This window comes from Bacteroides hominis, assembly GCF_033042785.2.
Classification (GTDB): domain Bacteria; phylum Bacteroidota; class Bacteroidia; order Bacteroidales; family Bacteroidaceae; genus Bacteroides; species Bacteroides hominis.
The window spans coordinates 3,971,047-3,996,803 of the sequence record NZ_CP178829.1 but is presented as its reverse complement, the minus strand read 5'-3'; the positions used below and the strand labels follow the sequence as shown (position 1 = coordinate 3,996,803).

Here is a 25,757-nt window from a genome sequence, read left to right as displayed (position 1 = left end):
AAAAACATTGATTAATTGGTTTATTCAGCGCGAATCTTTAACTTTGCGCATTATTTAAATATAGAATGAAGAAGAACATCATTATAACGCTGCTTGCAGCTACTGTTTTATCCTCGTGTGGAGAGTACAATAAGTTGCTAAAAAGCACCGATTACGAATACAAGTATGAGGCCGCTAAGAACTACTTCGCTAAAGGTCAGTATAATCGATCGGCTACATTGCTGAACGAGTTGATAACTATCCTGAAAGGTACGGATAAAGCAGAAGAATCATTATACATGCTGGCTATGAGTTATTATAATCAGAAAGATTATTCTACTGCGGCCCAGTCATTTATCACTTACTTCAATACATATCCGCGCGGTCAGTTCTCAGAGTTGGCCCGCTTCCATGCCGGTAAAGCTCTGTATTTGGATACTCCCGAACCCCGTTTGGATCAATCAAGTACTTATCAGGCTATCCAGCAGTTGCAGATGTTTCTGGAATATTATCCCCAGAGCAGCAGAAAACAGGAGGCACAAAATATGATTTTTGCTTTGCAGGACAAGTTGGTTTTGAAAGAACTTCTGTCTGCCAGATTATATTATAATCTTGGTAATTATCTGGGCAATAACTTCATGTCTTGTGTGATCACTGCCCAGAATGCTTTAAAGGACTATCCTTATACTGATTATCGTGAAGAACTGTCTATATTGATTCTCCGGGCCAAGTATGAAATGGCGGTGAATAGTGTGGAAGACAAGAAGATGGATCGTTACCGTGAAACGGTAGACGAATATTATGCTTTCAAGAATGAATTTCCGGAAAGTAAATATCTGAAGGAAGCCGAAAGGATATTCAAAGATTCTCAAAAAGTAATTAAAGACTAAATTATAAATAGATTTATGGATTACAAGAAAACAAATGCTCCGACGAATACCATTACCCGTGATATGATGGACTTATGTGCCGATACCGGTAATGTTTATGAAACAGTAGCTATCATTGGTAAGCGTGCCAATCAGATCAGTGTGGAAATAAAGAACGACCTTTCCAAGAAACTTGCGGAGTTTGCTTCCTACAACGATAATTTGGAGGAAGTATTTGAAAATAGAGAGCAGATCGAAATTTCACGTTACTACGAGAAATTGCCGAAACCCGATTTGATTGCTGCGCAAGAGTATGTAGAAGGAAAGATCTATTATAGAAACCCGGCAAAGGAAAAAGAAAAATTACAGTAATTTTCTTCGCCGGTTGAAGAGTTAACAGTCAAGTAGTAAGTAGGAGTCTATTCTTCTATCTCTTATTGCTTGACTTTTTTATTCCGGATTAAACACAACTTTAAAAACTATGATTCAACGAATTCAAACGATTTATCTTTTGCTTGTTACTGCATTACTGATAACAAGTATGTGTCTGCCTGTCGGCAGTTTTATAGGTGCTGATGCTGCCATGTATACTTTCAAACCATTGGGGGTGGAACAGAACGGAATGTTTTATTCTACTTGGGGAGTATTTGGTATATTGTTGCTTAGTGCAATCATCGCATTTGCCACAATCTTTCTTTTCAAGAACCGTATGTTGCAGATTCGCATGTCGATATTCAATAGCATTTTGTTGATTGGTTATTATCTTACCTTTCTTGCTTTTATGTTTGTCCTGAAGAAAGATCTGAATGCTGCTTTTCAGATTTCATGGGCGTTGTGCCTGCCGTTGATTTCGATTATTCTCAACTATTTGGCTATTCGTGCGATAGGACGGGATGAAGTGATGGTAAAGGCTGCCGACCGTCTCCGATAAAAAAGACTCACCACAAAGGATATGGTGTCCATAGAGACATCCTATATCCTTTGTGGTGAATTCATTTATATGCTTTTACTTCTTTATGTCAAATAAATAAGTGATTTTTGCTGTAATGGTACTATTGGCCGAACGTGCAAAATAGTCTTTTTTGGTACTGTTATAAAAATCGGCCAGTCCAAAATAATATCTTCCTTCTAAAAGAAAATTTCCGGCCTTAGTCCTGACTTCGATTCCGCCGCCACCTGCAATTCCATAGTCGAATTTATTTTCTATCCGTTTTCCATATTGTTCGTTGGGTGCCCGATTGGCTGTTTTCCAACTACCTTCTCTTTTTTCGTTTTCGCTTAACAAGAAACCTATTTGCGGTCCCAGGTTGATGAAGAACTGTGCTCCTCTGTCTTTGCCGAAAGCCAAATGGGCAAGAAAAGGTATTTCAAGGTAGTTCAGGGTACGGACATAAGAGTCTTCTGAAGAAAAGCCTTGCTCGGGGTCGAATTTTTCGTCCCATCCCCGTTGCGAGAAGTTAAGTTCCAATTGTGCTCCACAAATCATAGCGAAGTATTTTTCGGAAATATAACGTGCTGTTACTCCTCCGGTAATTCCTAATAATCCGTTTTGCTTAATGGTAGGTTGGAAAGAAACGGTACTGTAATTTGCACCTCCATTAATTCCGATGGCAAAATTATGTCGTTGTTCGCCTATCTGGGCATTTGCCGGCAGTACAATTCCTGCCAGCAAAGCAGTTCCCAGTAGGATTGATTTCAGTTGATTCTTTTTCATTCGAAGTCAAGTTTAATCAATTCAAAGTTCTTTGTGAAATGGACAAAGAATACTTTCTTGTTTACAAATCCTCCCCAGTTATTGACACGTTGGAATTTAAATCCGGTTTGGATAGGAGTTAAATCCATCAGAGGGAGATTTTTTTCCAGTTCGGAACCGTATTTGGACAGTCCTTTGAGGAAGAAGTATCCTGTGTCAAAACCCAGCATACCGTATTTCGGGTACCGTTCTTCCATCTCTTTGCTGTACCATTTGCGATAAGCATGAGTGAAGTTGATTGCAGCAGGTAGCAGATTATTCGTGTAGAATGACGAATAGAAATAGGTGTCCAGCTCAAAGAAACTTTCCAGATGATCCTTTGTATAAGTTTGCCATTCAGGATAACCGAATAGATGAATACGCGCTTCCGGGTTATCTCTTACAAGTAATGTCAATTGGGGAATGATTTTCAAAAGCGTCAAATCGTTACCGGAGGTGGGGATGAAGAAGTTCTCTTTGTCGTTACGCAAAGTTGCTTTCAGCGTTTCCACCGGGGCGTTTTCCTTTAATGTTTTCACCGGAATCCCTTTGCTTCCCAGTTCCTGTTTTAAGCCTTTGATAAATTCAACTTTATCTTTATCCACAACCGAAGATTCCAAAAGAATCACGTTAGCATTCGGGAATTGACGTGTGAAGTGCTCGTAGACTTCGGAGTACAGATAAGACTGTGGAGTATTGATTTGATAAATAAACGGGTTGCTGAATACTTCGCCTTCTTTTGAAGAGAAAGGGACAACCAGGCGAATATCATTTTTCTTCGCGAAAGCTGCTAACGGTTTAATATGCTGTTGCTGTGCCGGACCAAAAATGACATTCATATTCTTCATCTCACTTTTTGCCAGAATGTTGTTCAATGATGAACTTTCTTTATTGCAATCGTAGACGTATAGATCGATTGAAGTGCCGGTACGTTTCAGACTGTCGACTGCCATCAGGAAGCCTTCATAATATTCTACCATTCTTTTGTCGTCAAAGGGTAACAAGAGAGCCGCTTTGATGGTAGAAATGCTTTTGGGTGTTTCTTTGTTTTCACGGAACAATTCGCTGTTGCTTGGCGGTGTGATATTGGTGTCTGTCTGTGGAGTAGTGACTGCCGATTTCTCTGACGGGTAGGGAATACAAAGGAATTGTCCCTTCTTCATACCGTTCTTCAACTCCGGATTGGCTGCAATCAGTTCCTGTTCAGAAATGCCATATTCACGGCTGACGCTGAAAATAGTCTCTCTGCGTTTCACCTTGTGCATGTCTCTGCAACGGGGCTTTACAGCCGGTTGGATAATGGGTTGTTCGGGAGTTGTGACTACTGCTTCTACTGTAGAGTCGATGGCTTCTGCAGCGGAAGGGATACGGATAACCTGTCCGATACGGAAGTTCTCTGCACTTAATCCCGGATTGGCGTCACAAATGGCTTTTGCAGAAACTTTATAGGTGGTTGTCAACCGATAAAGGGTTTCTCCCGGTTGAATGGTATGGAACATTTCACTTTTCTGGGCGGTTTTGTTCTGTGGGATTTTGATGGCTTGTCCTGCATAGATTTTGTCCTCACAACCGGGGTTCAGGCGAATAATATCTGCTTTGCTGACTCCATACATACTTGAGATGGAATATAAGCTTTGCCCCTTTTCAATAGTGTGAAGGAAGTAGGATTGGTTCTCTTGTGCCAATGTGCTTAAATAGGAAACACTGATAAAAGACAGGAGAAAGAAGATTCGTTTGATTGATTTCATCAATTTATTAATCTTAATTTGTAATTTTTACTATTCAATTCTCAATTGATTACGGCAAAGGTACGAATAATGTCATAGATTCACATAATATATTGAGTTAAGAAAATAATATTGTGTTTTTTAAAACTATATTTCGGGCGGAAACATTAATTTTGCAACTCAATAAAAGTTAGAGTATGCAGGAAACAGAATATATAAATGTGTACGGTGCGCGCGTACACAATCTGAAAGACATTGATGCGGAAATACCACGTGACAGCCTGACTGTGATTACCGGACTGAGTGGAAGCGGGAAATCATCTCTTGCTTTCGATACAATATTTGCAGAGGGCCAGCGCCGCTATATTGAAACCTTTTCGGCTTATGCCCGCAACTTTCTGGGCAATCTGGAGCGTCCGGATGTAGATAAGATTACAGGGTTGAGTCCGGTTATTTCCATAGAACAAAAGACTACGAATAAAAATCCCCGTTCCACGGTCGGCACTACTACAGAGATTTACGATTATCTCCGTCTGCTTTATGCCCGTGCCGGAATAGCCTATTCTTATCTCTCGGGAGAAAAGATGGTGAAATACACTGAGGAACAGATACTGGAACTGATCCTGAAAGATTATAAAGGAAAGAAAATTTATATGCTGGCACCTTTGGTGCGTTCACGTAAGGGACATTACAAAGAACTCTTCGAGCAGATTCGCAAAAAGGGATATTTGTATGTCCGTATAGATGGAGAAGTACGCGAAATCACCCACGGACTGAAACTGGATCGTTATAAAAACCACGACATCGAAGTCGTTGTGGATAAGCTTATCGTGGAAGATAAGGATGACAAGCGGTTGAAACAGAGTGTCGCTACTGCTATGCGGCAGGGCGACGGATTATTGATGATTCTTGATGCACAGACAGAGAGTATCCGTCACTACAGTAAACGCCTGATGTGCCCTGTCACGGGACTGTCGTATCGTGAACCGGCTCCGCACAACTTTTCGTTCAATTCTCCGCAGGGAGCTTGTCCGCGTTGTAAGGGATTGGGGGTAGTCAGTCAGATTGATGTAGATAAGGTGATTCCTGATAAAGAGTTGTCTATATATGAAGGGGCGATAGCTCCTTTAGGTAAATATAAGAATGCAATGATTTTCTGGCAGATCGGTGCTTTGCTGGAGAAATATGATGCGTCATTGAAGACTCCCGTAAAAGATTTGCCAAATGATGCAATCGACGAGATTCTGTATGGCTCGGACGAACGTATCAAGATAAAAAGCTCTTTGATAGGTACTTCTTCCGATTATTTTGTGACGTATGAAGGTGTTGTCAAGTATATCCAGATGTTGCAGGAGAAAGATGCTTCCGCCACTGCACAGAAATGGGCGGAACAATTTGCCAAAACCACAGTTTGCCCTGAATGTAAGGGAGCGAAACTGAATAAGGAAGCACTCCACTTCCGTATCCATGATAAAAACATCAATGAACTTTCAAATATGGACATCAATGAGTTGTATGACTGGTTGATGAAAGTGGACGAATTTCTGACGGATAAGCAGAAAATGATTGCCGCAGAGATTTTGAAGGAGATACGTACCCGCTTAAAATTCCTGTTGGATGTAGGATTGGATTATCTGTCTTTAAACCGCAGTTCCGTTAGTCTGTCGGGTGGGGAGAGTCAGCGTATCCGTCTGGCCACACAAATTGGTTCTCAACTGGTCAATGTGCTTTATATTCTTGACGAGCCGAGCATCGGGCTGCACCAACGTGATAACCTGCGGTTAATCAACTCCTTGAAAGAACTGCGTGATATGGGTAACTCTGTGATCGTGGTAGAGCATGATAAAGATATGATGCTGGCTGCCGACTATGTGATTGACATGGGGCCTAAAGCCGGACGACTGGGGGGAGAAGTTGTTTTTGCCGGAACTCCGCAAAAGATGTTGAAGACCAGTACGCTTACTTCACAGTATCTCAACGGACAAACTGCCATCGAAGTGCCTTCCAAGCGGCGTCCCGGTAATGGAAAATCTTTATGGTTGCGTGGCGCTAAAGGGAATAATCTGAAGAATGTAGATGTCGAATTTCCGTTAGGCAAACTGATTTGTGTTACGGGAGTATCCGGTAGTGGTAAGTCTACGTTGATAAATGAAACTTTGCAACCGATACTTTCGCAGAAGTTCTATCGTTCTTTGCAGGATCCTTTGGAATACGATTCTATTGAAGGATTGGAGAACATAGATAAGGTTGTCAATGTGGACCAGTCTCCGTTGGGGCGTACTCCGCGTTCCAATCCTGCCACTTATACCGGTGTCTTTTCAGATATCCGCAGTCTTTTTGTCGGATTGCCGGAAGCTAAGATTCGTGGTTATAAACCCGGACGTTTTTCTTTTAATGTCTCCGGCGGACGTTGTGAGGCATGTTCCGGGAATGGCTACAAGACAATCGAAATGAATTTCCTGCCCGATGTATATGTTCCATGTGAAGTTTGTCATGGCAAACGTTATAACCGCGAAACTCTGGAAGTGCGTTTCAAGGGAAAATCCATTGCCGATGTGCTCGATATGACCATTAACCGTGCGGTAGAGTTCTTTGAAAATGTTCCTCAGATTCTGAACAAAATTAAGACTATCCAGGATGTTGGATTGGGATACATTAAATTAGGGCAATCATCAACCACCCTTTCGGGAGGTGAAAGCCAGCGCGTAAAATTGGCAACGGAGCTTTCGAAACGAGATACGGGAAAGACTTTGTATATTCTTGATGAACCGACTACCGGTCTGCATTTTGAAGATATCCGTGTGCTGATGGGAGTATTAAATAAATTGGTGGATAAAGGTAATACTGTGATCGTCATTGAGCATAATCTGGATGTGATAAAGATGGCGGATTACATTATCGACATGGGCCCCGAAGGCGGTAAAGGGGGAGGGGAACTTCTCAGTTTCGGGACACCGGAAGAGGTTGCGAAGAGTACAAAAGGATATACCCCGAAGTTTCTTCGCGAAGAACTGAGAATCGATTGATAATTTATATATACGATATTAACTTGTTAGATAATAAAGAGTTAATATCGTATTTGTACAAAGTTAACTTCCTGCAACTACGAAGTTAACTTTGTAGAGTTACGTTATTAACTTACTAATAGCAGCTTTTTTCTATGGCTGCTCCAATATACATATATCTATGAAAATCAATAAGACCAATGCTGCCCGTCTGTTGGATAAGGCCAAAATCTCCTATGAACTTATCCCTTACGAGGTAGACGAAAATGATTTGAGTGCTGTGCATGTAGCGGCCAGTTTGGGAGAGAATATTGATCAGGTTTTTAAAACTCTTGTGCTTCATGGCGATAAAACGGGATACTTCGTTTGCGTGATTCCCGGAGACAAAGAGGTAAATCTGAAGCTTGCCGCAAAGGTGTCCGGTAATAAGAGTTGTGATATGATTCCTATGAAAGAGCTTCTTTCCGTCACCGGATATATCCGCGGTGCCTGTTCGCCTGTCGGAATGAAAAAACATTTTCCCACCTATATCCATGAAACCTGTCTGGAGTTTCCGTATATTTATGTAAGTGCGGGGCAACGCGGATTACAGATAAAAATTGATCCTAAAGAGCTAATAAACGAGGTTCGGGCGGAAGTTTGTGTATTATATACTGTTTAATTTCAGTAAAAAGTATATATTTGCAGAAAATATCTATTTAATAATCTAATATTCTAATTTTATGTTTGAAGGACAACCTAAGGGTTTGTATGCTCTGGCACTTGCCAACACAGGCGAGCGATTCGGTTACTATACCATGCTTGCGATTTTTACTTTGTTTCTACAAGCAAAGTTTGGTTACACTGCTGCTGAAACTTCTACCATTTTCGGATGCTTTTTGGCTGCTGTTTATTTTATTCCGTTCTTTGGTGGTATTCTTGCCGATAAGTTTGGTTATGGCAAAATGGTGACAATGGGTATTGTAGTCATGTTTATCGGCTACGCACTGCTTGCCATCCCGACTTCCAACGATTCCGGCAAAGTAATGATGTTTGGTGCACTGGCTCTGATTGCTTGCGGTACCGGACTTTTTAAAGGTAATTTGCAGGTAATGGTGGGTAATTTGTATGATGCCCCTGAATATAGCTCCAAACGTGACACGGCGTTCAGTATATTCTATATGGCTATCAATATCGGTGCGATGTACGCTCCGACAGCTGCTACAAAGGTAACCAACTATATGTTGGGCAAGGCAGGGCTTTCGTATGTTCCTCAGATTCCTTCATTGGCACATCAATATCTTGACGGTACAATCACTCCTGCTAACCAGGCTACTTTGGAATCATTGCAGGCTGCACAGAACTTTACCGGCGACATTGCCACATTCTGTACTACTTATATCGATAAGCTTTCTGAAGCATATAACTATGGATTTGGTGTGGCATGTGTATCATTGATTATTTCGATGTTGATTTACGTCGCTTTCCGCTCTACATTTAAACATGCCGACTACAACTCTAAACAAGCTAAACCGGCTAACGTAGTTGAGGAGAAGTTGACTCCGGAACAAACCAAACAGCGCATCGTGGCTTTGTTGCTTGTATTTGCCGTAGTTATTTTCTTCTGGATGGCTTTCCACCAGAACGGACTGACACTGACATTCTTTGCACGTGATTATACCGCACAAGAGGTGACCGGACTCGACCGTTTGGGCTTCAATATCGTGAACCTCACCTTCTTGTTGATTGTTATTTACGGATTTTTTTCACTGTTCCAGGGAAAGACCGGTAAATCAAAAATGATTGCCGGTATAGTAGTTGCTGCCGCACTTCTCTGTCTGGGATGGAGCTATAGCTCTATGGATCCTACTGTTAATATTCTGCCTCAGATCTTCCAGCAATTCAATCCGTTCTTCGTGATTGCCTTGACTCCGGTTTCATTGGCGGTATTTGGATATCTTGCCAGAAAAGGGAAAGAACCTTCTGCTCCGCGTAAAATCGGTATCGGTATGATGATTGCCGTATGCGGTTTCTTGATAATGGCCATTGGGTCTATCGGGTTGCCTACTCCGGATGCTCTGGCAGCCAGTGGCATCGAGAAAGACGCACTGGTTTCTCCAAACTGGTTGATCTCTACTTATCTGGTGCTTACTTTCGCCGAGTTGTTCCTCTCTCCGATGGGTATTTCGTTTGTTTCGAAAGTAGCTCCTCCTAAATACAAAGGTATGATGATGGGTGGATGGTTTGCCGCAACTGCCATTGGTAACTACCTCGTTGCCATCATTGGTTATCTGTGGGGTGGCATGCAGTTGTGGATGGTATGGAGTGTACTTATCGTATGCTGTCTGCTGGCCGCTCTGTTCATCTTCTCTATCATGAAGAAACTTGAAAAAGTAGCATAACCTTTGGGTTGTATCTATACACCAAACGCCCCGTTACATTATTTGTTATTACGATAACAATATATGTAACGGGGCGTTTCTTATATTGGCATTTTCTTTACATGCGCATCAGAGTTCCAATCCCATGATATAGTCATTCATATAATATCCGTTTCCGATGTGAAAATCACCTTCACGTAGTTTTTTCATCCCTTTATGTTCATAAAAGTGCAATGCCTTGTTATTCCGGTTGACATTTAATTCCATCAGACAGGGAGACGGATGAATCTCTTTGATGTATTGTACTGCGTGGTCAAATAGTTTGCTTCCCAGGTGTGCTCCCTGAAAAGAGGGAAGGACATATATTTTCTGGAGATGAAACACATCATCTCCTTGAGGCTGTACTGATACATAGCCGCAAGGTTCATCTTCCTGGTAAGCGATGAAGTATACGTGTCCTTCTTCTTCCATTTGTTTGCGGATATTCAGGGGCGCGTACATCCATTCCATCATGTAGTCAAGTTGATCGGGCGAAAGTATTTCTTTGTAGGTAGCCGGAAATACCTGTTTCGCCAGTTTGTTAATCAGTATGCAATCATCTGAAGTGGCTTTTCGGATAGTAAACATGTTTGTTGTATTTTTCGGTTTATGTCGCAAATATAGTGATAATTTGCTTTTATAATAAGGTGGAGGTATCTTAATAAGTTAATTAGTATGAATTTAAAGTACTTTGCATTGCATAGTACTAAAGTTATGCATATATTTGTCGCATCAAAAAGGTAAAGCTTATGAATGTAGATAATGTAAAGTCGCAAATGCGAAAAGGCATGCTGGAATATTGCATCATGCTGCTGTTGCATAAAGAGCCGGCTTACGCTTCGGATATCATCCAGAAGTTGAAAGAGGCAAAGCTGATTGTGGTGGAGGGCACATTGTATCCATTGTTGACCCGATTGAAAAACGATGATTTACTTAGTTACGAATGGGTGGAATCTACACAGGGACCGCCACGGAAGTATTATAAGCTGACAGAGAAAGGCGAGTTGTTCCTTGGCGAACTGGAACTTTCGTGGAGGGAGCTGAACGAAACTGTGAATCATATTGCTAATAGAGAATCCATTTAAAAAGAAATAAAGATGAAAAAAACATTAACCGTAAATTTAGGTGGAACCGTTTTTCATATCGACGAGGATGCCTACCGGTTGCTCGATAATTATTTGTGCAACCTAAAACTTCACTTCCGCAAACAAGAAGGAGCAGAGGAGATTGTGAACGATATAGAGAATCGCATCTCCGAACTATTTGCCGAGAAGTTGGCTGCCGGATCGCAAGTGATTACGATTGCCGACGTAGAAGAAGTGATTGCCCGGATGGGAAAACCTGAAGATTTTGGTGAGGAGAGTGAGGAAGACGAACCTCAAAAGACAGCCGGACATACAGGGGCACAATCCGGCACAACCATTCATCGCCGTTTTTACCGTAATCCGGATGATAAAATATTGGGAGGGGTGATTAGCGGGCTGGCTGCATATCTGAATTGGGATGTAACGCTGTTGCGACTGATTATGTTCGTTGTGCTGATCTGTGGATATGGAGTGTTGATTCCTATATACATCATCTGTTGGCTGATTATTCCCGAGGCCCGTACGGCAGCCGAGAAGTTGAGTATGCGCGGTGAGGATATCACCATAGAGAATATCGGTAAGACGGTGACTGATGGGTTTGAAAGGGTAGCCAACGGGGTGAACAATTATGTAAATTCAGGTAAGCCCCGCAGTTTTCTGCAGAAGGTGGGCGATGCGTTGGTATCGATAGCGGGTTTCTTTCTGAAAGCCTGTCTGGTGGTGCTCGCCATTATATGCAGTCCGGTGCTTTTTGTGCTTGCCATTGTTTTTGTTGCTCTGGTGATTGCTGCCATTGCAGTAGCCATTGGTGGTGGAGCTGCTCTCTATCATATGCTGCCAGCAGTCGATTGGTCACCGCTGATCTCCACTTCGCCGATGATGACCATTGTAGGAAGTATTGCAGGAGTAGCATTGGTGGGCATACCTTTGGCGGGGATCATTTATGCTATTCTCCGACAGATATTTGATTGGCCGGCTATGGCGTCCGGACTGAAATGGTCTTTATTGATACTGTGGGTGCTGGCAGCCGTAATCTTTGTTATTAACCTGTCTTATTTGGGATGGCCTTATCCTTTCCTTTTGGTCGGATGACCTGTCCATGAATAGATTGACATGTGTAGAAATACCTTCCGTTGTGTGTCCGGAAGGTATTTTTTTTGTAGATAATATGCGTTTTATTTCAAAATCGGGGATTCGGGTATGAATATCCGTAAATCATATACAACCGCTCCTTTTTATTCCGGTAATTTTGCAATTAAATATATCGGCTATCGGATTGGTATCGCGGCATAGGATGTAGCCAAAGATGTATGAGTAAAATTATAACGACAATAATATGACTATCGAAAGTTTTAAAGAGTATGTAAAGTCACGTAAGCCTCTCAACACAGAAGAAATCCACTGTTTTATGGATGATATGAGTAACGAGGCAAGGCGTTTTACATTCAGGCTGAATGCTTCTTACCATACGCCGGCCGAAGTGCGAAATTTATTATCCGAGCTTTTTGGAAGTCCGGTTCCGCCTACACTTCGCGTATTTCCTCCGTTCTATACTGATTTTGGGAAGAATATAGTGATAGGTGATGATGTATTCATAAATGCCTGTTGCCACTTTCAGGATCACGGTGGCATAACCATTGGCGACAGTTGCCAAATCGGACATAATGTAGTGTTTGCCACTCTTAATCACGGGCTTGCTCCTGAAGACCGCGGAACAACGTATCCTGCTCCGATTGTTTTAGGAAAAAATGTCTGGGTAGGGGCAAATGCCACAATTCTTCCGGGTGTGATGATTGGTGACAATGCCGTTATTGCGGCGGGAGCGGTGGTCACAAAAGATGTGCCGCCGAATGTCATTGTCGGAGGAGTTCCGGCGAAATTCATCAAATCGATAGTCCCTGAATAGAGCTGAAGATGGAGAGTTGCTAAATTCCGGGTATAACTGCCGTATATTTGACAGCACTCCTGTATGGTTTGAGCTTTAGCAAAGGATGGTGGCAGGCAACGATCGACGGCTTGCATTGCAGCAATCGTAAACGTATGAGAAAAGTAATAAAATAACTTATTAAAATATTGAATAATATGAGAACAAAATCTGTTTTACTAACGCTTTTAGCAATCTTATTTATGAATTTACACGCAGCGGCACAAAATCCCATAAAGCAGGGGCACAATGGTAAACGAATTTTAGTTGCCTACTTTTCGGCAACCGGTACTACGGCGGAAGCTGCAAAGAAACTGGCTCAGGTTACGGGTGGTGAACTGTATGCCATCACTCCTGTAAAACCTTATACGAATGCCGATCTTGACTGGCATAACAAACAATCGCGCAGCTCGGTGGAGATGAACGATCTGAAATCACGTCCGGTCCTTAAGAATAAAAAAGAAAACATAGCCGATTATGAAGTGATCTTTATCGGCTATCCCATCTGGTGGAATCTTGCACCTCGGGTTGTGAACACTTTCATTGAAAGTCATGATCTTAAAAATAAGATCATCATACCTTTTGCCACTTCGGGAGGAAGCAGTATTACAGGTAGTGTGACAGCATTGAAAAAAGACTATCATAATTTGAAATGGAAAGAGGGAAGATTACTTAATCGTGCCAATGAAAAATCCATTCGTGAGTGGGTCGATAAGTTAGGGTACTGACTGTCTGGAACCAAAAACAATGATAACGTATTTATTTATCGGTAACATTGGCTTGTACAGAGCGATGCTGGTCGTACTCGCCATACTGCATACGGATGACGCTTGCGAAGATTACCCCTCACGTTACAATCCTGTTTGACGTGAGGGTGATCTTTTTAAGTTAAAAAAATGTCTTATTCTGCGACTATACACAAATCTTTTGTTATTTTTGTTTGTTACACAACGAAAAAAGTATATAAGTGTATGGGCGAGCATATATGTTTCAGAAGAAATGAAAGACTGGCAACGGTAAACCCGCATTGGCGGGGTAATCCTGTGGTGAGAGGAAAGTTTGTCAATCGCCAGCATCGTTTTCGTCCCGGGATGGGAAGTGTCTTGAAATGGCGCCTTTCTCCCAATCCGCAGCGGAAAGAGAAGAAGAGTGTGAAGTGGAATCCCCGGATGAGTTATCTGCGTTCATTGGAAGGGGTGGTCGGTAATTCGCTGATATGGCTGGGGCATAACTCCTTCTTCCTTCAATTGGCAGGAAAACGTGTCATGTTCGATCCTGTTTTTGGAGATATCCCTTTTGTCAAACGTCAGAGTGATTTTCCGGCAAACCCCGATATTTTTACCGATATAGATTACTTGCTTATCAGTCACGACCATTTCGACCATTTGGATAAGCAAAGTGTAGCCCGGCTGGTGAAGAACAATCCCCGGATGAAACTTTTCTGTGGGTTGGGTACCGGTGAATTGATAAAGAGTTGGTTTCCGGAGCTTGAGGTAACGGAGGCCGGATGGTACCAACAGATAGAAGATGACAGGTTGAAGATTACTTTTCTTCCTGCCCAGCATTGGAGCAAGCGTTCGGTGCGTGACGGAGGACGAAGGCTGTGGGGAGCGTTTATGGTACAGGGTGACGGCATCTCCATCTATTACAGTGGCGATACCGGATATTCCAGGCATTTCCGTGAGATACCCGAGCTATTCGGGACACCCGATTATGCTTTGGTGGGTATCGGTGCTTATAAGCCGCGTTGGTTTATGCAGCCCAATCACATTTCACCTTACGATGCACTGACAGCGTCCACCGATATGAAAGCAGCTCTTACCATCCCGATGCATTATGGTACGTTCGACTTGTCGGACGAACCTCTGCATGACCCTCCGCAGGTTTTTACTGCCGAAGCAAAGAAACGTAGGATAGACGTGTATATTCCGGTACTTGGAGAGATTGTCAAGTTGAAGCGGATGTAAGCTTTCCGAAGGAGTAAACGGACACTCTGTTCTGCTAAAATAAAGGCTCTGTTCCGTCGGAACAGAGCCTTTATTTTAGCAGAACAGAGCCTTTATTTGGAATCTGTAGTGTTTGGTTTCAACCATTTGTCCAGCCATTCGAAGAAAGTGCGTTGCCACAACACACCGTTTTGCGGTTTCAATACCCAGTGGTTCTCGTCCGGATAAATAAGCAGTTCAGCTGGTACGCCACGCATTACGGCAGCGTCGAACGCAGCCATGGCCTGATTGGCAAGGATACGGTAATCCTTCTCACCGTGGATGCAAAGAATCGGGGTATCCCATTTTTCGACGAACAAGTGCGGAGAGTTCGCAAAAGTGCGCTGGGCAACCGGATTCTGCTTTTCCCAGTATGCGCCTCCCATATCCCAATTGGCAAACCATTTCTCTTCTGTCTCCAGGTATTGCATCTCCATGTTGAAGATACCATCGTGGGCAATGAAGGCTTTGAAGCGTTTGTTGTGATGTCCTGCCAGCCAGTAGACGGAGAATCCTCCGAAGCTGGCACCCACACAGCCCAGGTGGTCTTTGTCAACGAAAGGTTCTTTTGCCATTTCGTCGATTGCCGTGAAATAATCCTTCATGCATTGGCCACCGTAATCTCCGCTGATAGCTTCGTTCCATTCCACTCCGAAACCGGGAAGTCCGCGGCGGTTCGGTGCTACAACGATATAGCCGTTGGCAGCCATAATCTGCATGTTCCAGCGATAACTCCAGAATTGGCTTACCGGGCTCTGTGGACCGCCTTCGCAGAAGAGCAGTGTCGGATATTTCTTATTCGGATCGAACTGGGGCGGATAGATGACCCATGTCAGCATTTCTTTGCCATCTGTCGTTTTCATCCAGCGTCCTTCAACTTTGCCCATCTCTATCTGATCGTAGATCTGCTTGTTCTCTTGAGTCAGTTGTGTCGTCTGCCCATCCAGGGAAACGGCATAAATTTCATCTCCCATGCTCATAGAGTGACGTTTGGCAATCAGTTTATCACCGAAGAGGGCAACGCCTTCATAGTCGTACATACCCGAAGTGACAGGACGTACAGAATCATTGGCCAGATCGAGTGAGTAGATTTGAGTTTCACCGTGCCATACACCGGTGAAATAGATCGTCTTGGCATCCTGGCTCCATACGAATGCATCTACATTCGAATCGAACGCTTTGCTGGCAAAACGTTTTTCTCCGGTTTCCAGATTCATGATGAAGAGACGGTTCTGGTCTGCTTCGTAACCATCACGCTCCATACTTTGCCAGGCGATGCTCTTTCCATCCGGAGAATATTGCGGATTAGTATCATAACCCATCATACCTTCGGTGATATTTATTGTTTTCTTGGTATTGAGGTCGTATACATAGATATCCGAGTTGGTAGAAATGGCATAAGCCAGTCCCGTTTTCTTTCGACAGGTATAAGCCACTTTATCCGAGGTCGTGTTCCATGCCAGTTGTTCGATACCTCCCCATGGTTTCATCGGACTTTCGTAAGGCTCACCTTCCAGCACGTCTACGATGTTGGTTACCGACTTGCCATCGAAATCGGCGATAAAGGGGTGGGGGGCAGTTGTCACCCATTCATCCCAATGTTTGTACATCAGGTCGGTGATGATGATGCCGGTTGCTTTGTCCAGGTCAGGATATTTGTCAGCCGTGCTTTTAACAGTCTTTACTTGGGCGATGAACAGTATCTTCTTGCCGTCCGGCGAGATGGAATATCCTTCGATATCCCCGTCATAATTGGAAATCTGTTTGCGTCCGCTACCGTCGGGGTTCATTTCGTACAGTTGGCTGCTGCCGTTGTCGTTGCTCAGGAAAAGCAGTTTGCTTCCGTCCGTTGCCCAAGTCACTTCATTTTCCTGAAAAGGAGTGTGAGTGATTTGCCGGTTGTCGGTTCCGTCTGCGTTCATCACAAAAACTTCCCGGTTGCTTTTGTTTTCGGGTACACTGTAGTAAGCCACTGTATAGGCTATCTGCTTTCCATCGGGCGATACAGAGAGTCCGCCGATACGTCCCATTGCCCAGAGTGCTTCGGGAGTCATCCGCTTCCCCTCGATTTTGATATCGGATTTTCCGATCAGCGCCTGGTCCGTTTTGCCTGCATCCTTGGTTCCGCCACAGGATGCTAACATCATTGTTGCCGACATAATAAATAGGTTTACTTGTCTCATAAGTTTTTAATAATTGATTATTTGAGTTGCGAAGATAAGCAAAAATCAGGTCAAATCTGCTTTTTTTGCCAGTTTCCTTTCTTTATATAGATGTACGACAGAGTCAGGATACAGATTCCGTATAAATGCTCTGTAGTCCAGCAGAAGGCTACGTCTACTCTCAAATAGAGGATGACATACGTGATATAAGCCAGATAGACAGCCAGCACGCAGAGTTCTAATCCCAGTGCCGTACGTGTATTGCCCGTTCCGGATACCGCCTGGAAATAAACATTGGCCGGGACCAATATCAGATAGGCGGAACATAATACCCATAACGAGGGGATGGAAGCCTCTTTCAGATCCGGTATATCTGTATAGATACTTAACACCAGATCGGGGAAGAGGGCGAAGAACAGTACCAGAGGTAATACAAAAACATAGCCGATGCGTACATGCTGCCGGATAGTTCCGGGTACGCTTTTAATCTCTCCTGCGCCTATCAGGTTGCTCACCAGTGAACCGCATGTGGTGGCAAATGCCATCGCAACCATAAACGGAATACCCGATACGTTGCGGATAATGTTCGTAATGGCCAGTGCGCGTTCGCCCAGATGTTCCACAAAAAGGAAGAACATGAACCAGGTGGATAGTGAGAAGAAATTTTGGATCATAGTCCAAAAAGATACGTTTAATATTCGTTTTAATGTTTCCGGTTGGAAACTGGGAAGCTGGTTCAGTGCATACTTCTTACAGTCTATCCGCTTCCAGGTATAGACGATGAAAAAGATGACCGATACCATTTCGGCCAGTGACGACCCGATAGCAGCTCCGGCAATACCTAATGCGGGGAAGCCGAACTTACCGAATATCAGGATATAGTTGAATACTATGTTGGACAATACCATTACGATTGAATTCAATGTCAGGGTCTTGGTCTGTGTGGTACCTACAAAAAATGCCCGGAACATCACGCCGACGAAAGAGAAAAAGAAACCAAAAACTCTCCAGTTGATGTAGCTGATGGACGCGTCATAAATGTGCTGCGAACTGATAACCAGTTTCAGCAAATGAGGAGAGAAGCATAAAGAAAGGGTAAATGCCACTATTGCCAATGCCAGCAAAAAATAGACCCCCTGATAGAATATCGGTCCGATGGTGCGGTATTGTTGCTCGCCGTTTCGCCGGGCTATCAGGATTTGTGCTCCGATGCTGAATCCGAACGCCATCATGAAAATGGCCAGATAATATACGCCTGCGATGGCCGAGGCCCCCAGTTCTATTTCGCCTACCCGTCCCAGGAAGGCAGTGTCTGTCATACCTATTAATTGTTCCATGATCAGGCTGATCAGGATAGGGTAGGCTATGAGCCATATCTCTTTGTATGTGTATTTGGTAGTCATGTTTTTATATATTCTATAAAGGGGAAAAAAAGCCGGACAAACATATACTGCTTGCCCGGCTCTTCGGTCTTTAAGCTAATTTTTATTTCTTATCGCTTATTCTGCTTATTAGCCCGTTCTTTTGCCATCTGTTCCTGCTGTTTCTGCATGGCTTCCAGACGTGCGGCAAATCCGGTCTTCTTCATTTGCTTCGGATCTTTTTTCTTTGCTTCCAGATCGGCGAGCAACTTGTCTTCGTCAGTTGTCCGGCGTAGTATGATCATGGTTACCACACTGATCAAAGTCGAAATGAAGTAGTAATAGTTCAATCCCGAAGGATAGTCGTTCAAAACGAAGAGGAACATAATCGGCATCAGATACATCATCCACTTCATTGCTGCCATTTGCGGCTGGGCACCTGTATCCTGCTGCTGCATCGTGTACTTCGTGTTCAGGATATTGGTAATGGTCATCAGCAGGCAGAACAAGCTGAGGTGATTACCCAAGAACGGAATATGGAACGGGAAAGTGATGAATGCGTCGTAGGTCGATAAGTCGTCCGCCCAAAGGAAACTCTGCTGGCGGAGTTCGATAGCGCTCGGCACAAACATGAACAATGCCATCAGGATAGGGAATTGAACAAGCATCGGCAAACAGCCGCCCATCGGGCTTACACCGTATTGACTGTATAGTCCCATTACCTCTTGCTGTTTCTTCATCGCATCTTCCTGCTTGGGATATTTCTTATTGATCTCGTCAATTTTTGGTTTCAGTACACGCATCTTGGCCGATGACATATAAGTCTTCCAGGTTGCCGGAAAAACCACAACTTTCACCATAATTGTCAATAGCAACAGTACGACACCCATGCCTAATCCCCAACCTGACAACCAGTCGAACACGTTGATGGTGATCCATTTGTTGATCCATCGAATCAACGGCCAACCCAGATATACCAGGTTGTTGAGTTCCCATTTCTCTTCACGTCCCTTGTCCAATGCGGTCAGTGTTTTATAGTGGTTCGGGCCGAAGTAGAAATACATGTCGGTCGGTTGCTTACCGGTAGGATCGAAGAACGTACTCATTTCAGCCGAGTAGTCTTTGATGTAGCCACTTCCCTGTTTCTCCATTTTCGATTTGACCGTAGTCTTTTCGAAATCCTGTTCTGCAATGAATACAGAAGAGAAGAACTGGTTTTTGAAAGCAATCCAGTCCAGACGCTCCGGTACTGACTTTTCATCGTCTTTACTTGCCGAAAGGTTGTCCACATCATCACCTGTATATTTGTAGGTGAGGTCTGCCAAACGGTTCTCGTAAGTATATCCTTTCTCGATCTGGCGGGCACGTTGTGACCACGAGATGTCCACATAGTTTGTAGTAGCAGCCAATTTGCCTTCCATACCTGTTGCTTTAATCACAAAGCTCATCAGATAATTATCCGGTTTCAGTGTATAAATAAAGTCGATATAGCTGGCACTGTCGGCGGCCAGACGCATCGTAACACTGCTGTCTGTTTTATTGACTGCTTCGAAATAGAAGTCTTTTGTCTGGAGGGCACCCTTCTTATTGTAGAAGTTGAAGTTCATGGAAGCATCGCTGCCGTTGAACAACACAACCGGTTTCTTATCTTGTCCCATGTAGTTTTTCAACAGGGCAGAGTAAACGCGGCCGCCTTTGTTATCCAGAGTGATTTCTACCAAATTGTTCTGGATAGTAGTAAACGCCTCTTTACCTTGGGTGGCATTGAAGAAGAGAGATGCCGAATCGGCGGCTGTTTCCTCTTTTTCGTTAGCCAGTGCAGCTTCGGTTTTGGCTTTCAGTGCTTCTTCTTGCTGCTGTACCACGGCTATAGAGTCATAATACCGCTTCTGGGCGGCTATTTGCTCCTCGCTGGGACGGCTCAGAAAACTGAATCCTACCAGTAATATACCTATTAAAACGAGGCCTGTGATGGTGTTTTTATCCATTCTCTTGTTTTAGTGATTAATGATTAATAATCTATACGATAGTGATTTTACTTATCGATTGCAGCCTTAATGAACGATACGAACAACGGATGCGGGTGTAGCACCGTACTGCTGTATTCCGGATGGAACTGCGTTCCGATGTACCATTTCAATGTAGGGATCTCTACAATCTCTACCAGGTCCGATTCCGGATTGATACCTACACATTTCATGCCGGCCTCTTCGAATTGCTTGCGATAGTCGTTGTTGAATTCGTAACGGTGGCGATGACGCTCCTGAATATGTTCTTGTTTATAAGCTTTGTATACTTTAGAGTCTTTTTTCAAGACGCATTCGTAAGCACCCAGACGCATTGTACCTCCCATATTGGTGATGGCCTTCTGCTCTTCCATGATGTCGATAACGTTATGTTTGGTCTTTTCGTCCATTTCAATAGAATTGGCATCGGCATAACCCAGTACGTTGCGGGCAAATTCGATGGCCATGCATTGCATACCCAGACAGATACCAAAAGTCGGAATGTTATGTTCGCGGGTGTACTTGGCAGCTACGAACTTACCTTCGATACCACGTGAACCGAATCCCGGACAGATAACTACTCCGTCTACATGTCCCAGCTGTTCGTCCACATTGTCCGGAGTGAGGTGTTCGGATGATACATATTCTATTTTAACTTTACGGTCATTATAAGTGGCAGCCTGTGACAGTGATTCCAGGATAGACTTATACGCATCCTGCAGTTCAACGTATTTACCTACCATTGCAATAGTCACCGTTTCGGTAGCATTGGCACGACGGTTCAAGAAGTCTTTCCAAGGTCCCAACGGCGGACGTTCGCCCACAGGTAAGCCCATTTTCTGAAGTATGGTTTCGTCCAAGCCTTGTTCCTGCATCAACAGGGGTACTTCATATATAGTTGAAGCATCGATTGACTGAACGACCGCATTCTCGGCAACATTACAGAACAATGCCACTTTCTTACGCAGGTTGGCGTTCAGGTCATGTTCGGTACGAAGCACCAGAATATCCGGTTGCACTCCGAGTGACTGCAATTCTTTTACAGAGTGTTGGGTCGGTTTGGTTTTCAGTTCTTGAGCGGCAGACAGGAAAGGTACATAAGTTAAATGCACGCACAACGCATTCTGTCCCAACTCCCATTTCAACTGACGGATACTTTCCAGATAAGGCAAGGACTCGATGTCACCTACCGTGCCTCCGATTTCTGTAATTACAAAGTCGAACTTATACTTGTTGCCCAGCAACTTGACGTTACGCTTGATTTCATCCGTGATGTGGGGAATGACTTGAATGGTTTTTCCCAGATAGTCTCCACGGCGTTCTTTATCAATGACACTCTTATAGATACGGCCTGTAGTGATATTGTTGGCCTTTGTAGTCTGGATGCCCAGGAAACGTTCGTAGTGTCCTAAGTCAAGGTCGGCTTCATGGCCGTCTACAGTCACGTAGCATTCTCCGTGTTCATAAGGGTTCAATGTTCCCGGGTCAATGTTGATGTACGGGTCAAACTTTTGGATAGTTACTTTATAACCTCTTGCTTGCAGCAATTTACCGATGGAAGATGAAATGATACCTTTTCCTAAAGAAGAGGCAACACCACCGGTTACGAAAATATACTTTGTTTCTCCCACAGCTATAACTGTTTTAATAATTTGTTTCTAAATCGTTTGATTTGAATCTTAAAAACCGCAAAATTACAAAAAAATGGGGAAGAACAGATGCTTTCTACAAAACAAATTTATTAAAAAAATGCAATTCCGGGTTCCGAAATGTTTGGACGACAAAAAGTTGTATGCCTCTAACGGATGAATGGGGCTTTATCCGTGTGGTGGCATAAGTAGCATAAACCTGTCTACAGGATAAATCCGTGTAGCTCATGCATGCCATACAAATTCCGGTAAAACAGATCGGTTGTTTCATCGATCCGTTTGATCGGTTATTCCTATTAAAAATGAGCGAATTTTATGTAATCTAAACTATTTAATGTAAATTTGCCCTCAAATTTGTTATAAAAATGAAGACTAGTCACATCTCAACATTAGCATTTGCAATCCTGTTTTCTTCGTCAGTGATGGCGCAGAAGACGATAAAACCGGTTTCCGAGACAGTGCAAAATGAAGTGAAAGCTGATACACTTTCCGAGGTGCTTCAGCAGTACCTTCTCCTGAAACTGAATCTGGATGGTCCGAAGCCCAAGATGGATACAGTGTCCATCTTATATAATAATTATATAGGAGAGTTGGAATACCTCAATGATCCTTCAGTACCTATGCGTTATGTGAAAACAGATCCGGATTACTACCGCCTGTTTGTTCCGCTAACTTATTATTATTCGCCTATTGCGGAATATTCTACTATGCGCTGGAAATTTAAAGAGCCTTTTACTGCACCTTCTCTTAATGAGCAGTTATCACCGTGTGACACTTTGCAGTTTACCAAAATCAAGAGATCGGCCCGGCTGGTAGATGCTGCTTTGATGGATTTATACCTGAACCATCCCAATTTGGTTGTTACTACCGAAGATCATATAATGAGCCGTAAATTGTATCATGGCAATAAAAAGATTGAAATTCCGAAGACGGAAGTGAAAAGCCTGTTCCGTGCAGATAAGGTAGAAGAGAATGTAGGTGAAGCAGAAATGGTAATTTCGAAACCTAACTGGTGGGTGACGGGAGGTAACGGTTCGCTTCAAATTACTCAGAACTATATATCGGACAACTGGTATAAAGGTGGTGAGAGTAACAATGCTGTAATGGCTAATTTACAGTTGTTTGCCAATTACAATGACCGTGAGAAAGTGCAGTTTGAGAATCTGTTGGAGGCTAAATTAGGATTCAACTCTTCTCCATCGGATGAATATCATAAGTATCTGGTCAATACCGACCAGTTGCGCTTGTATTCCAAATTAGGTATCCAGGCTGCACATAATTGGTACTATACTATCACCGGTGAGTTTAAGACTCAGTTTGTTAAAGGTTATAAGGCTAACAGTGAAGAACTGGTTGCTGCTTTCCTTGCTCCTGCCGATGTGATTGTCAGTGTCGGTATGGATTATAAGCTGAAAAAGAAAAAATTCAACCTTTCCGTATTCATGTCTCCATTGACCTATAACCTTCGTTATATTGGTAACAAAAATGTGGACGAAACCAAGTTCGGACTGGATAAAGGTAAATGTTCAAAGAATGACTTTGGTGCACAGGTACAACCTACCATTTCATGGACCATTATTCCGTCCATTGTAGTCGATTCCCGTCTGAACTATCTGACTAACTATAAATGGGTACGCATTGAGTGGGAAAATACTTTCAATTTTGTATTGAACCGTTATCTTTCTACTAAGCTTTTTGTGCATGCACGCTTTGATGACAGTGCAAAGCCGACCACCGGTAGCAGTTATTTCCAGTTGAAAGAGTTGCTCAGTTTTGGTCTGAACTATAAATGGTAAAGGAATAGTTGACACAAAGATAAATATGGGGCCGGCTGGAGTTTTCAGTCGGCTCTGTTGTTTCCGGTAGTGCAAATTTCATCGCTGTAATTAAAATGTTATACTTAAAGAAAGCGCCTTATGATTAAACAAGATTATCTGATACGAATGATTCAGGAAATCATTTCATTAATTGTTAATATGATTTTGAATAAAAAGAAGTTTCGTAAGGATGAATGGACAGAGTACGACTGTCTTACACGACAGATTTTAGGACTTCCTCAGGAGCAGTTGCAGAGTATGAATCCGGATGAACTGATTGACCATTATGAAGGAGATCCTAACCGGATGGGAAAGATAGAACTGGCTGCCATGACCCTGCTGAAGATTTCGGATGAGATGGAGTCTAATATTTTGCAAAAGTCTAAACTGCGCCAGGACGGGCTCACTTTACTGAAGTATGTTCAGAAAGAAAGCAGCACTTTTTCCATTCAACGGACAGATTTGATTCGGATGATTGAGATAAATGAATGTTTGAAGATGTAAAATAAGGAAATGAACAGAAAGTGATAAAAGAATCGGTTTCTGTTTCTAATTTATTTTAAAATATCGGAGGATGATAACAATTTAGCAGTAAAGCAGGCAAAAAGCCTGCTTTTTCTGTTTCTACTCCTGATTAATGGAGTAAAAAAATACTTCAAAAAGAACTCTTATTGCGCTATAAAAAACATTCAAATACTTCGTAGTTCTCAAACTTATGCTTAAATTTGCCGCAATTTGTAATGTGCAGTTTGCAAAATGACTAATATAATAACTCATCAAGGTATTGTGGAAAACATAAGTGGTTCTCAGGTTTCTGTGAGGATCATCCAAACATCGGCCTGCTCAACTTGCAGTGTCAAGGGACATTGCTCTTCGGCAGATAGCAAAGAGAAGGTAATTGAGATTACCGACACTTCATCTGTATGGAAGGTAGGTGACGAGGTGACAATTATTGGTGCTACTTCCATGGGTATGCAGGCTGTATTTCTGGCCTTTGTTATTCCTCTCTTTCTTTTAATTCTCGGCCTTTTCGTTTTCAAGACAGTTCTTCATAGTGAACTATATGGAGCGCTTGCTGCTTTAGCGGTGCTTGTTCCTTATTATTATATAATATGGCTGAACAGAACTCGGTTGAAACAAAAATTTTCTTTTACTATAAAACCAATAAATAACTAAAAATTATGAATTTGATTCTGATTGCAGTGATTTCTTTGGGAGCTATTGCGCTTGTACTGGCTGCGATATTGTATGTTGCTTCCAAGAAATTTGCCGTGTACGAAGACCCACGAATTGCCCAGGTATCCGAAGTGTTGCCTCAGGCTAACTGCGGTGGATGTGGTTATCCGGGTTGCAGCGGATTTGCTGATGCTTGCGTCAAAGCCGGTTCGCTGGAAGGTAAGTTTTGTCCGGTAGGCGGACAACCTGTGATGTCGCAGGTTGCTTCGATCCTCGGGCTGGACGCCGGAACTGCAGAACCGATGGTGGCAGTGGTTAGATGTAACGGAACCTGCACGAACCGTCCGCGTACAAATATGTATGACGGTGCAAAGAGTTGTGCTATTGCCGCTTCGCTTTATGGTGGAGAAACCGGCTGTAGCTATGGGTGTCTGGGATGTGGCGATTGTGTGGCTGCTTGCCAGTTTGATGCTATTCACATGAATCCCGAAACAGGACTTCCTGAAGTGGATGAAGAAAAGTGTACAGCCTGTGGTGCTTGCGTCAAAGCTTGTCCGAAAGCGATAATCGAACTTCGTGCTAAGGGCAAAAAATCCCGCCGCGTATATGTATCTTGTGTCAATAAAGACAAGGGGGCTGTTGCGCGTAAAGCTTGTACGGTAAGTTGCATCGGTTGTGGTAAGTGTGTCAAGACTTGTCCGTTTGAAGCAATCACACTTGAGAACAATCTTGCTTACATTGACTACAACAAATGTAAGTCTTGTCGTAAGTGTGTTGAAGTTTGTCCCCAGAACACTATCATCGAGTTGAATTTCCCTCCGCGCAAACCCAAAGAGGAAGCACCTGTTGCCGAAGCTGCTAAAACAGCTGAAGCTTAAGAA

22 protein-coding genes are annotated in these 25,757 nt (G+C 43.1%); 15 read left to right on the top strand and 7 right to left on the bottom strand.

Annotation, left to right across the window (positions count from 1 at the left end; all coding sequences use genetic code 11):
* The first annotated feature begins 65 nt into the window (after positions 1–65).
* The 3 genes from R3O62_RS16860 to R3O62_RS16850 all read left to right on the top strand — a co-directional run bounded on the left by R3O62_RS16860 (position 66) and on the right by R3O62_RS16850 (position 1,779).
* Positions 66–869 (top strand): outer membrane protein assembly factor BamD, encoded by an 804-nt coding sequence (locus R3O62_RS16860; protein WP_005806568.1) that lies wholly within the window; start codon positions 66–68, stop codon positions 867–869.
* A gap of 15 nt (positions 870–884) precedes the next feature.
* Positions 885–1,220 (top strand): DNA-directed RNA polymerase subunit omega, encoded by a 336-nt coding sequence (locus R3O62_RS16855; RefSeq protein ID WP_005778246.1) that lies wholly within the window; start codon positions 885–887, stop codon positions 1,218–1,220.
* Positions 1,221–1,329: 109 nt separating this feature from the next.
* Positions 1,330–1,779, top strand: a complete 450-nt coding sequence (locus R3O62_RS16850; RefSeq protein WP_005778244.1) for a DUF4293 domain-containing protein — start codon at positions 1,330–1,332, stop codon at positions 1,777–1,779.
* Positions 1,780–1,854: 75 nt separating this feature from the next.
* On the opposite strand, the gene R3O62_RS16845 is transcribed toward R3O62_RS16850, so the two are convergent.
* Entirely contained in the window at positions 1,855–2,562 is a 708-nt protein-coding gene (locus R3O62_RS16845; RefSeq protein ID WP_005806564.1) for a porin family protein, read from the bottom strand.
* A complete protein-coding gene (locus R3O62_RS16840) occupies positions 2,559–4,328 on the bottom strand; it encodes a muramidase family protein (RefSeq protein ID WP_032540520.1) in 1,770 nt (589 codons plus the stop codon). The genes R3O62_RS16845 and R3O62_RS16840 overlap by 4 nt, the downstream gene beginning before the upstream one ends.
* Positions 4,329–4,504: 176 nt before the next feature.
* On the opposite strand from R3O62_RS16840, the gene uvrA reads away from it, so the two are divergent.
* The 3 genes from uvrA to R3O62_RS16825 all read left to right on the top strand — a co-directional run bounded on the left by uvrA (position 4,505) and on the right by R3O62_RS16825 (position 9,693).
* Positions 4,505–7,333: an excinuclease ABC subunit UvrA gene (gene uvrA / locus R3O62_RS16835; RefSeq protein ID WP_005778238.1), complete on the top strand. Its 2,829-nt coding sequence runs from the start codon at positions 4,505–4,507 to the stop codon at positions 7,331–7,333.
* Between the two features lie 160 nt (positions 7,334–7,493).
* Entirely contained in the window at positions 7,494–7,973 is a 480-nt protein-coding gene (ybaK, locus tag R3O62_RS16830; RefSeq protein ID WP_005778236.1) for a Cys-tRNA(Pro) deacylase, read from the top strand.
* A 61-nt stretch (positions 7,974–8,034) separates the two neighbouring features.
* Entirely contained in the window at positions 8,035–9,693 is a 1,659-nt protein-coding gene (locus R3O62_RS16825) for a peptide MFS transporter (RefSeq protein ID WP_317472769.1), read from the top strand.
* A gap of 108 nt (positions 9,694–9,801) precedes the next feature.
* Here R3O62_RS16825 and R3O62_RS16820 read toward each other — a convergent pair whose 3' ends face one another.
* Positions 9,802–10,299: a GNAT family N-acetyltransferase gene (locus R3O62_RS16820; protein ID WP_005806558.1), complete on the bottom strand. Its 498-nt coding sequence runs from the start codon at positions 10,297–10,299 to the stop codon at positions 9,802–9,804.
* Positions 10,300–10,460: 161 nt separating this feature from the next.
* On the opposite strand from R3O62_RS16820, the gene R3O62_RS16815 reads away from it, so the two are divergent.
* The 5 genes from R3O62_RS16815 to R3O62_RS16795 all read left to right on the top strand — a co-directional run bounded on the left by R3O62_RS16815 (position 10,461) and on the right by R3O62_RS16795 (position 14,687).
* Positions 10,461–10,796 carry a PadR family transcriptional regulator gene (locus tag R3O62_RS16815; protein WP_005820533.1) on the top strand — a complete coding sequence of 112 codons (336 nt, stop codon included), beginning with the start codon at positions 10,461–10,463 and terminating at the stop codon, positions 10,794–10,796.
* Positions 10,797–10,808: 12 nt separating this feature from the next.
* Positions 10,809–11,888, top strand: coding sequence for a PspC domain-containing protein (locus R3O62_RS16810; protein WP_005778228.1), 1,080 nt, complete (start codon positions 10,809–10,811; stop codon positions 11,886–11,888).
* 244 nt (positions 11,889–12,132) lie between these two features.
* Positions 12,133–12,702: a sugar O-acetyltransferase gene (locus tag R3O62_RS16805; protein WP_005806553.1), complete on the top strand. Its 570-nt coding sequence runs from the start codon at positions 12,133–12,135 to the stop codon at positions 12,700–12,702.
* Positions 12,703–12,878: 176 nt separating this feature from the next.
* Positions 12,879–13,448 carry a flavodoxin gene (locus R3O62_RS16800; RefSeq protein WP_394854551.1) on the top strand — a complete coding sequence of 190 codons (570 nt, stop codon included), beginning with the start codon at positions 12,879–12,881 and terminating at the stop codon, positions 13,446–13,448.
* A 243-nt stretch (positions 13,449–13,691) separates the two neighbouring features.
* Positions 13,692–14,687 carry an MBL fold metallo-hydrolase gene (locus R3O62_RS16795; RefSeq protein ID WP_032540526.1) on the top strand — a complete coding sequence of 332 codons (996 nt, stop codon included), beginning with the start codon at positions 13,692–13,694 and terminating at the stop codon, positions 14,685–14,687.
* A 92-nt stretch (positions 14,688–14,779) separates the two neighbouring features.
* On the opposite strand, the gene R3O62_RS16790 is transcribed toward R3O62_RS16795, so the two are convergent.
* The 4 genes from R3O62_RS16790 to R3O62_RS16775 all read right to left on the bottom strand — a co-directional run bounded on the left by R3O62_RS16790 (position 14,780) and on the right by R3O62_RS16775 (position 21,865).
* Positions 14,780–16,888, bottom strand: a complete 2,109-nt coding sequence (locus tag R3O62_RS16790; RefSeq protein WP_250746295.1) for a prolyl oligopeptidase family serine peptidase — start codon at positions 16,886–16,888, stop codon at positions 14,780–14,782.
* A gap of 50 nt (positions 16,889–16,938) precedes the next feature.
* A complete protein-coding gene (locus R3O62_RS16785) occupies positions 16,939–18,270 on the bottom strand; it encodes an MATE family efflux transporter (RefSeq protein WP_005820523.1) in 1,332 nt (443 codons plus the stop codon).
* An 89-nt stretch (positions 18,271–18,359) separates the two neighbouring features.
* A complete protein-coding gene (yidC, locus tag R3O62_RS16780) occupies positions 18,360–20,216 on the bottom strand; it encodes a membrane protein insertase YidC (protein ID WP_005806542.1) in 1,857 nt (618 codons plus the stop codon).
* Positions 20,217–20,263: 47 nt separating this feature from the next.
* On the bottom strand, positions 20,264–21,865 hold the full coding sequence (locus tag R3O62_RS16775) for a CTP synthase (RefSeq protein ID WP_317472767.1): 1,602 nt from the start codon (positions 21,863–21,865) through the stop codon (positions 20,264–20,266).
* Positions 21,866–22,248: 383 nt separating this feature from the next.
* Here R3O62_RS16775 and R3O62_RS16770 point away from each other — a divergent pair, with 383 nt between their 5' ends.
* From R3O62_RS16770 to R3O62_RS16755, 4 genes are all read left to right on the top strand, one after another.
* Entirely contained in the window at positions 22,249–23,679 is a 1,431-nt protein-coding gene (locus tag R3O62_RS16770) for a DUF3078 domain-containing protein (protein ID WP_220575932.1), read from the top strand.
* Positions 23,680–23,799: 120 nt separating this feature from the next.
* Positions 23,800–24,204: a hypothetical protein gene (locus R3O62_RS16765; RefSeq protein WP_005778212.1), complete on the top strand. Its 405-nt coding sequence runs from the start codon at positions 23,800–23,802 to the stop codon at positions 24,202–24,204.
* Between the two features lie 252 nt (positions 24,205–24,456).
* The gene (locus R3O62_RS16760; RefSeq protein WP_005778211.1) at positions 24,457–24,876 is read left to right on the top strand and encodes a SoxR reducing system RseC family protein; all 420 of its coding nucleotides are present in this window, start codon (positions 24,457–24,459) and stop codon (positions 24,874–24,876) included.
* A gap of 5 nt (positions 24,877–24,881) precedes the next feature.
* Positions 24,882–25,754: a Fe-S cluster domain-containing protein gene (locus tag R3O62_RS16755; RefSeq protein WP_005778209.1), complete on the top strand. Its 873-nt coding sequence runs from the start codon at positions 24,882–24,884 to the stop codon at positions 25,752–25,754.
* The last annotated feature ends 3 nt before the right edge of the window (positions 25,755–25,757 follow it).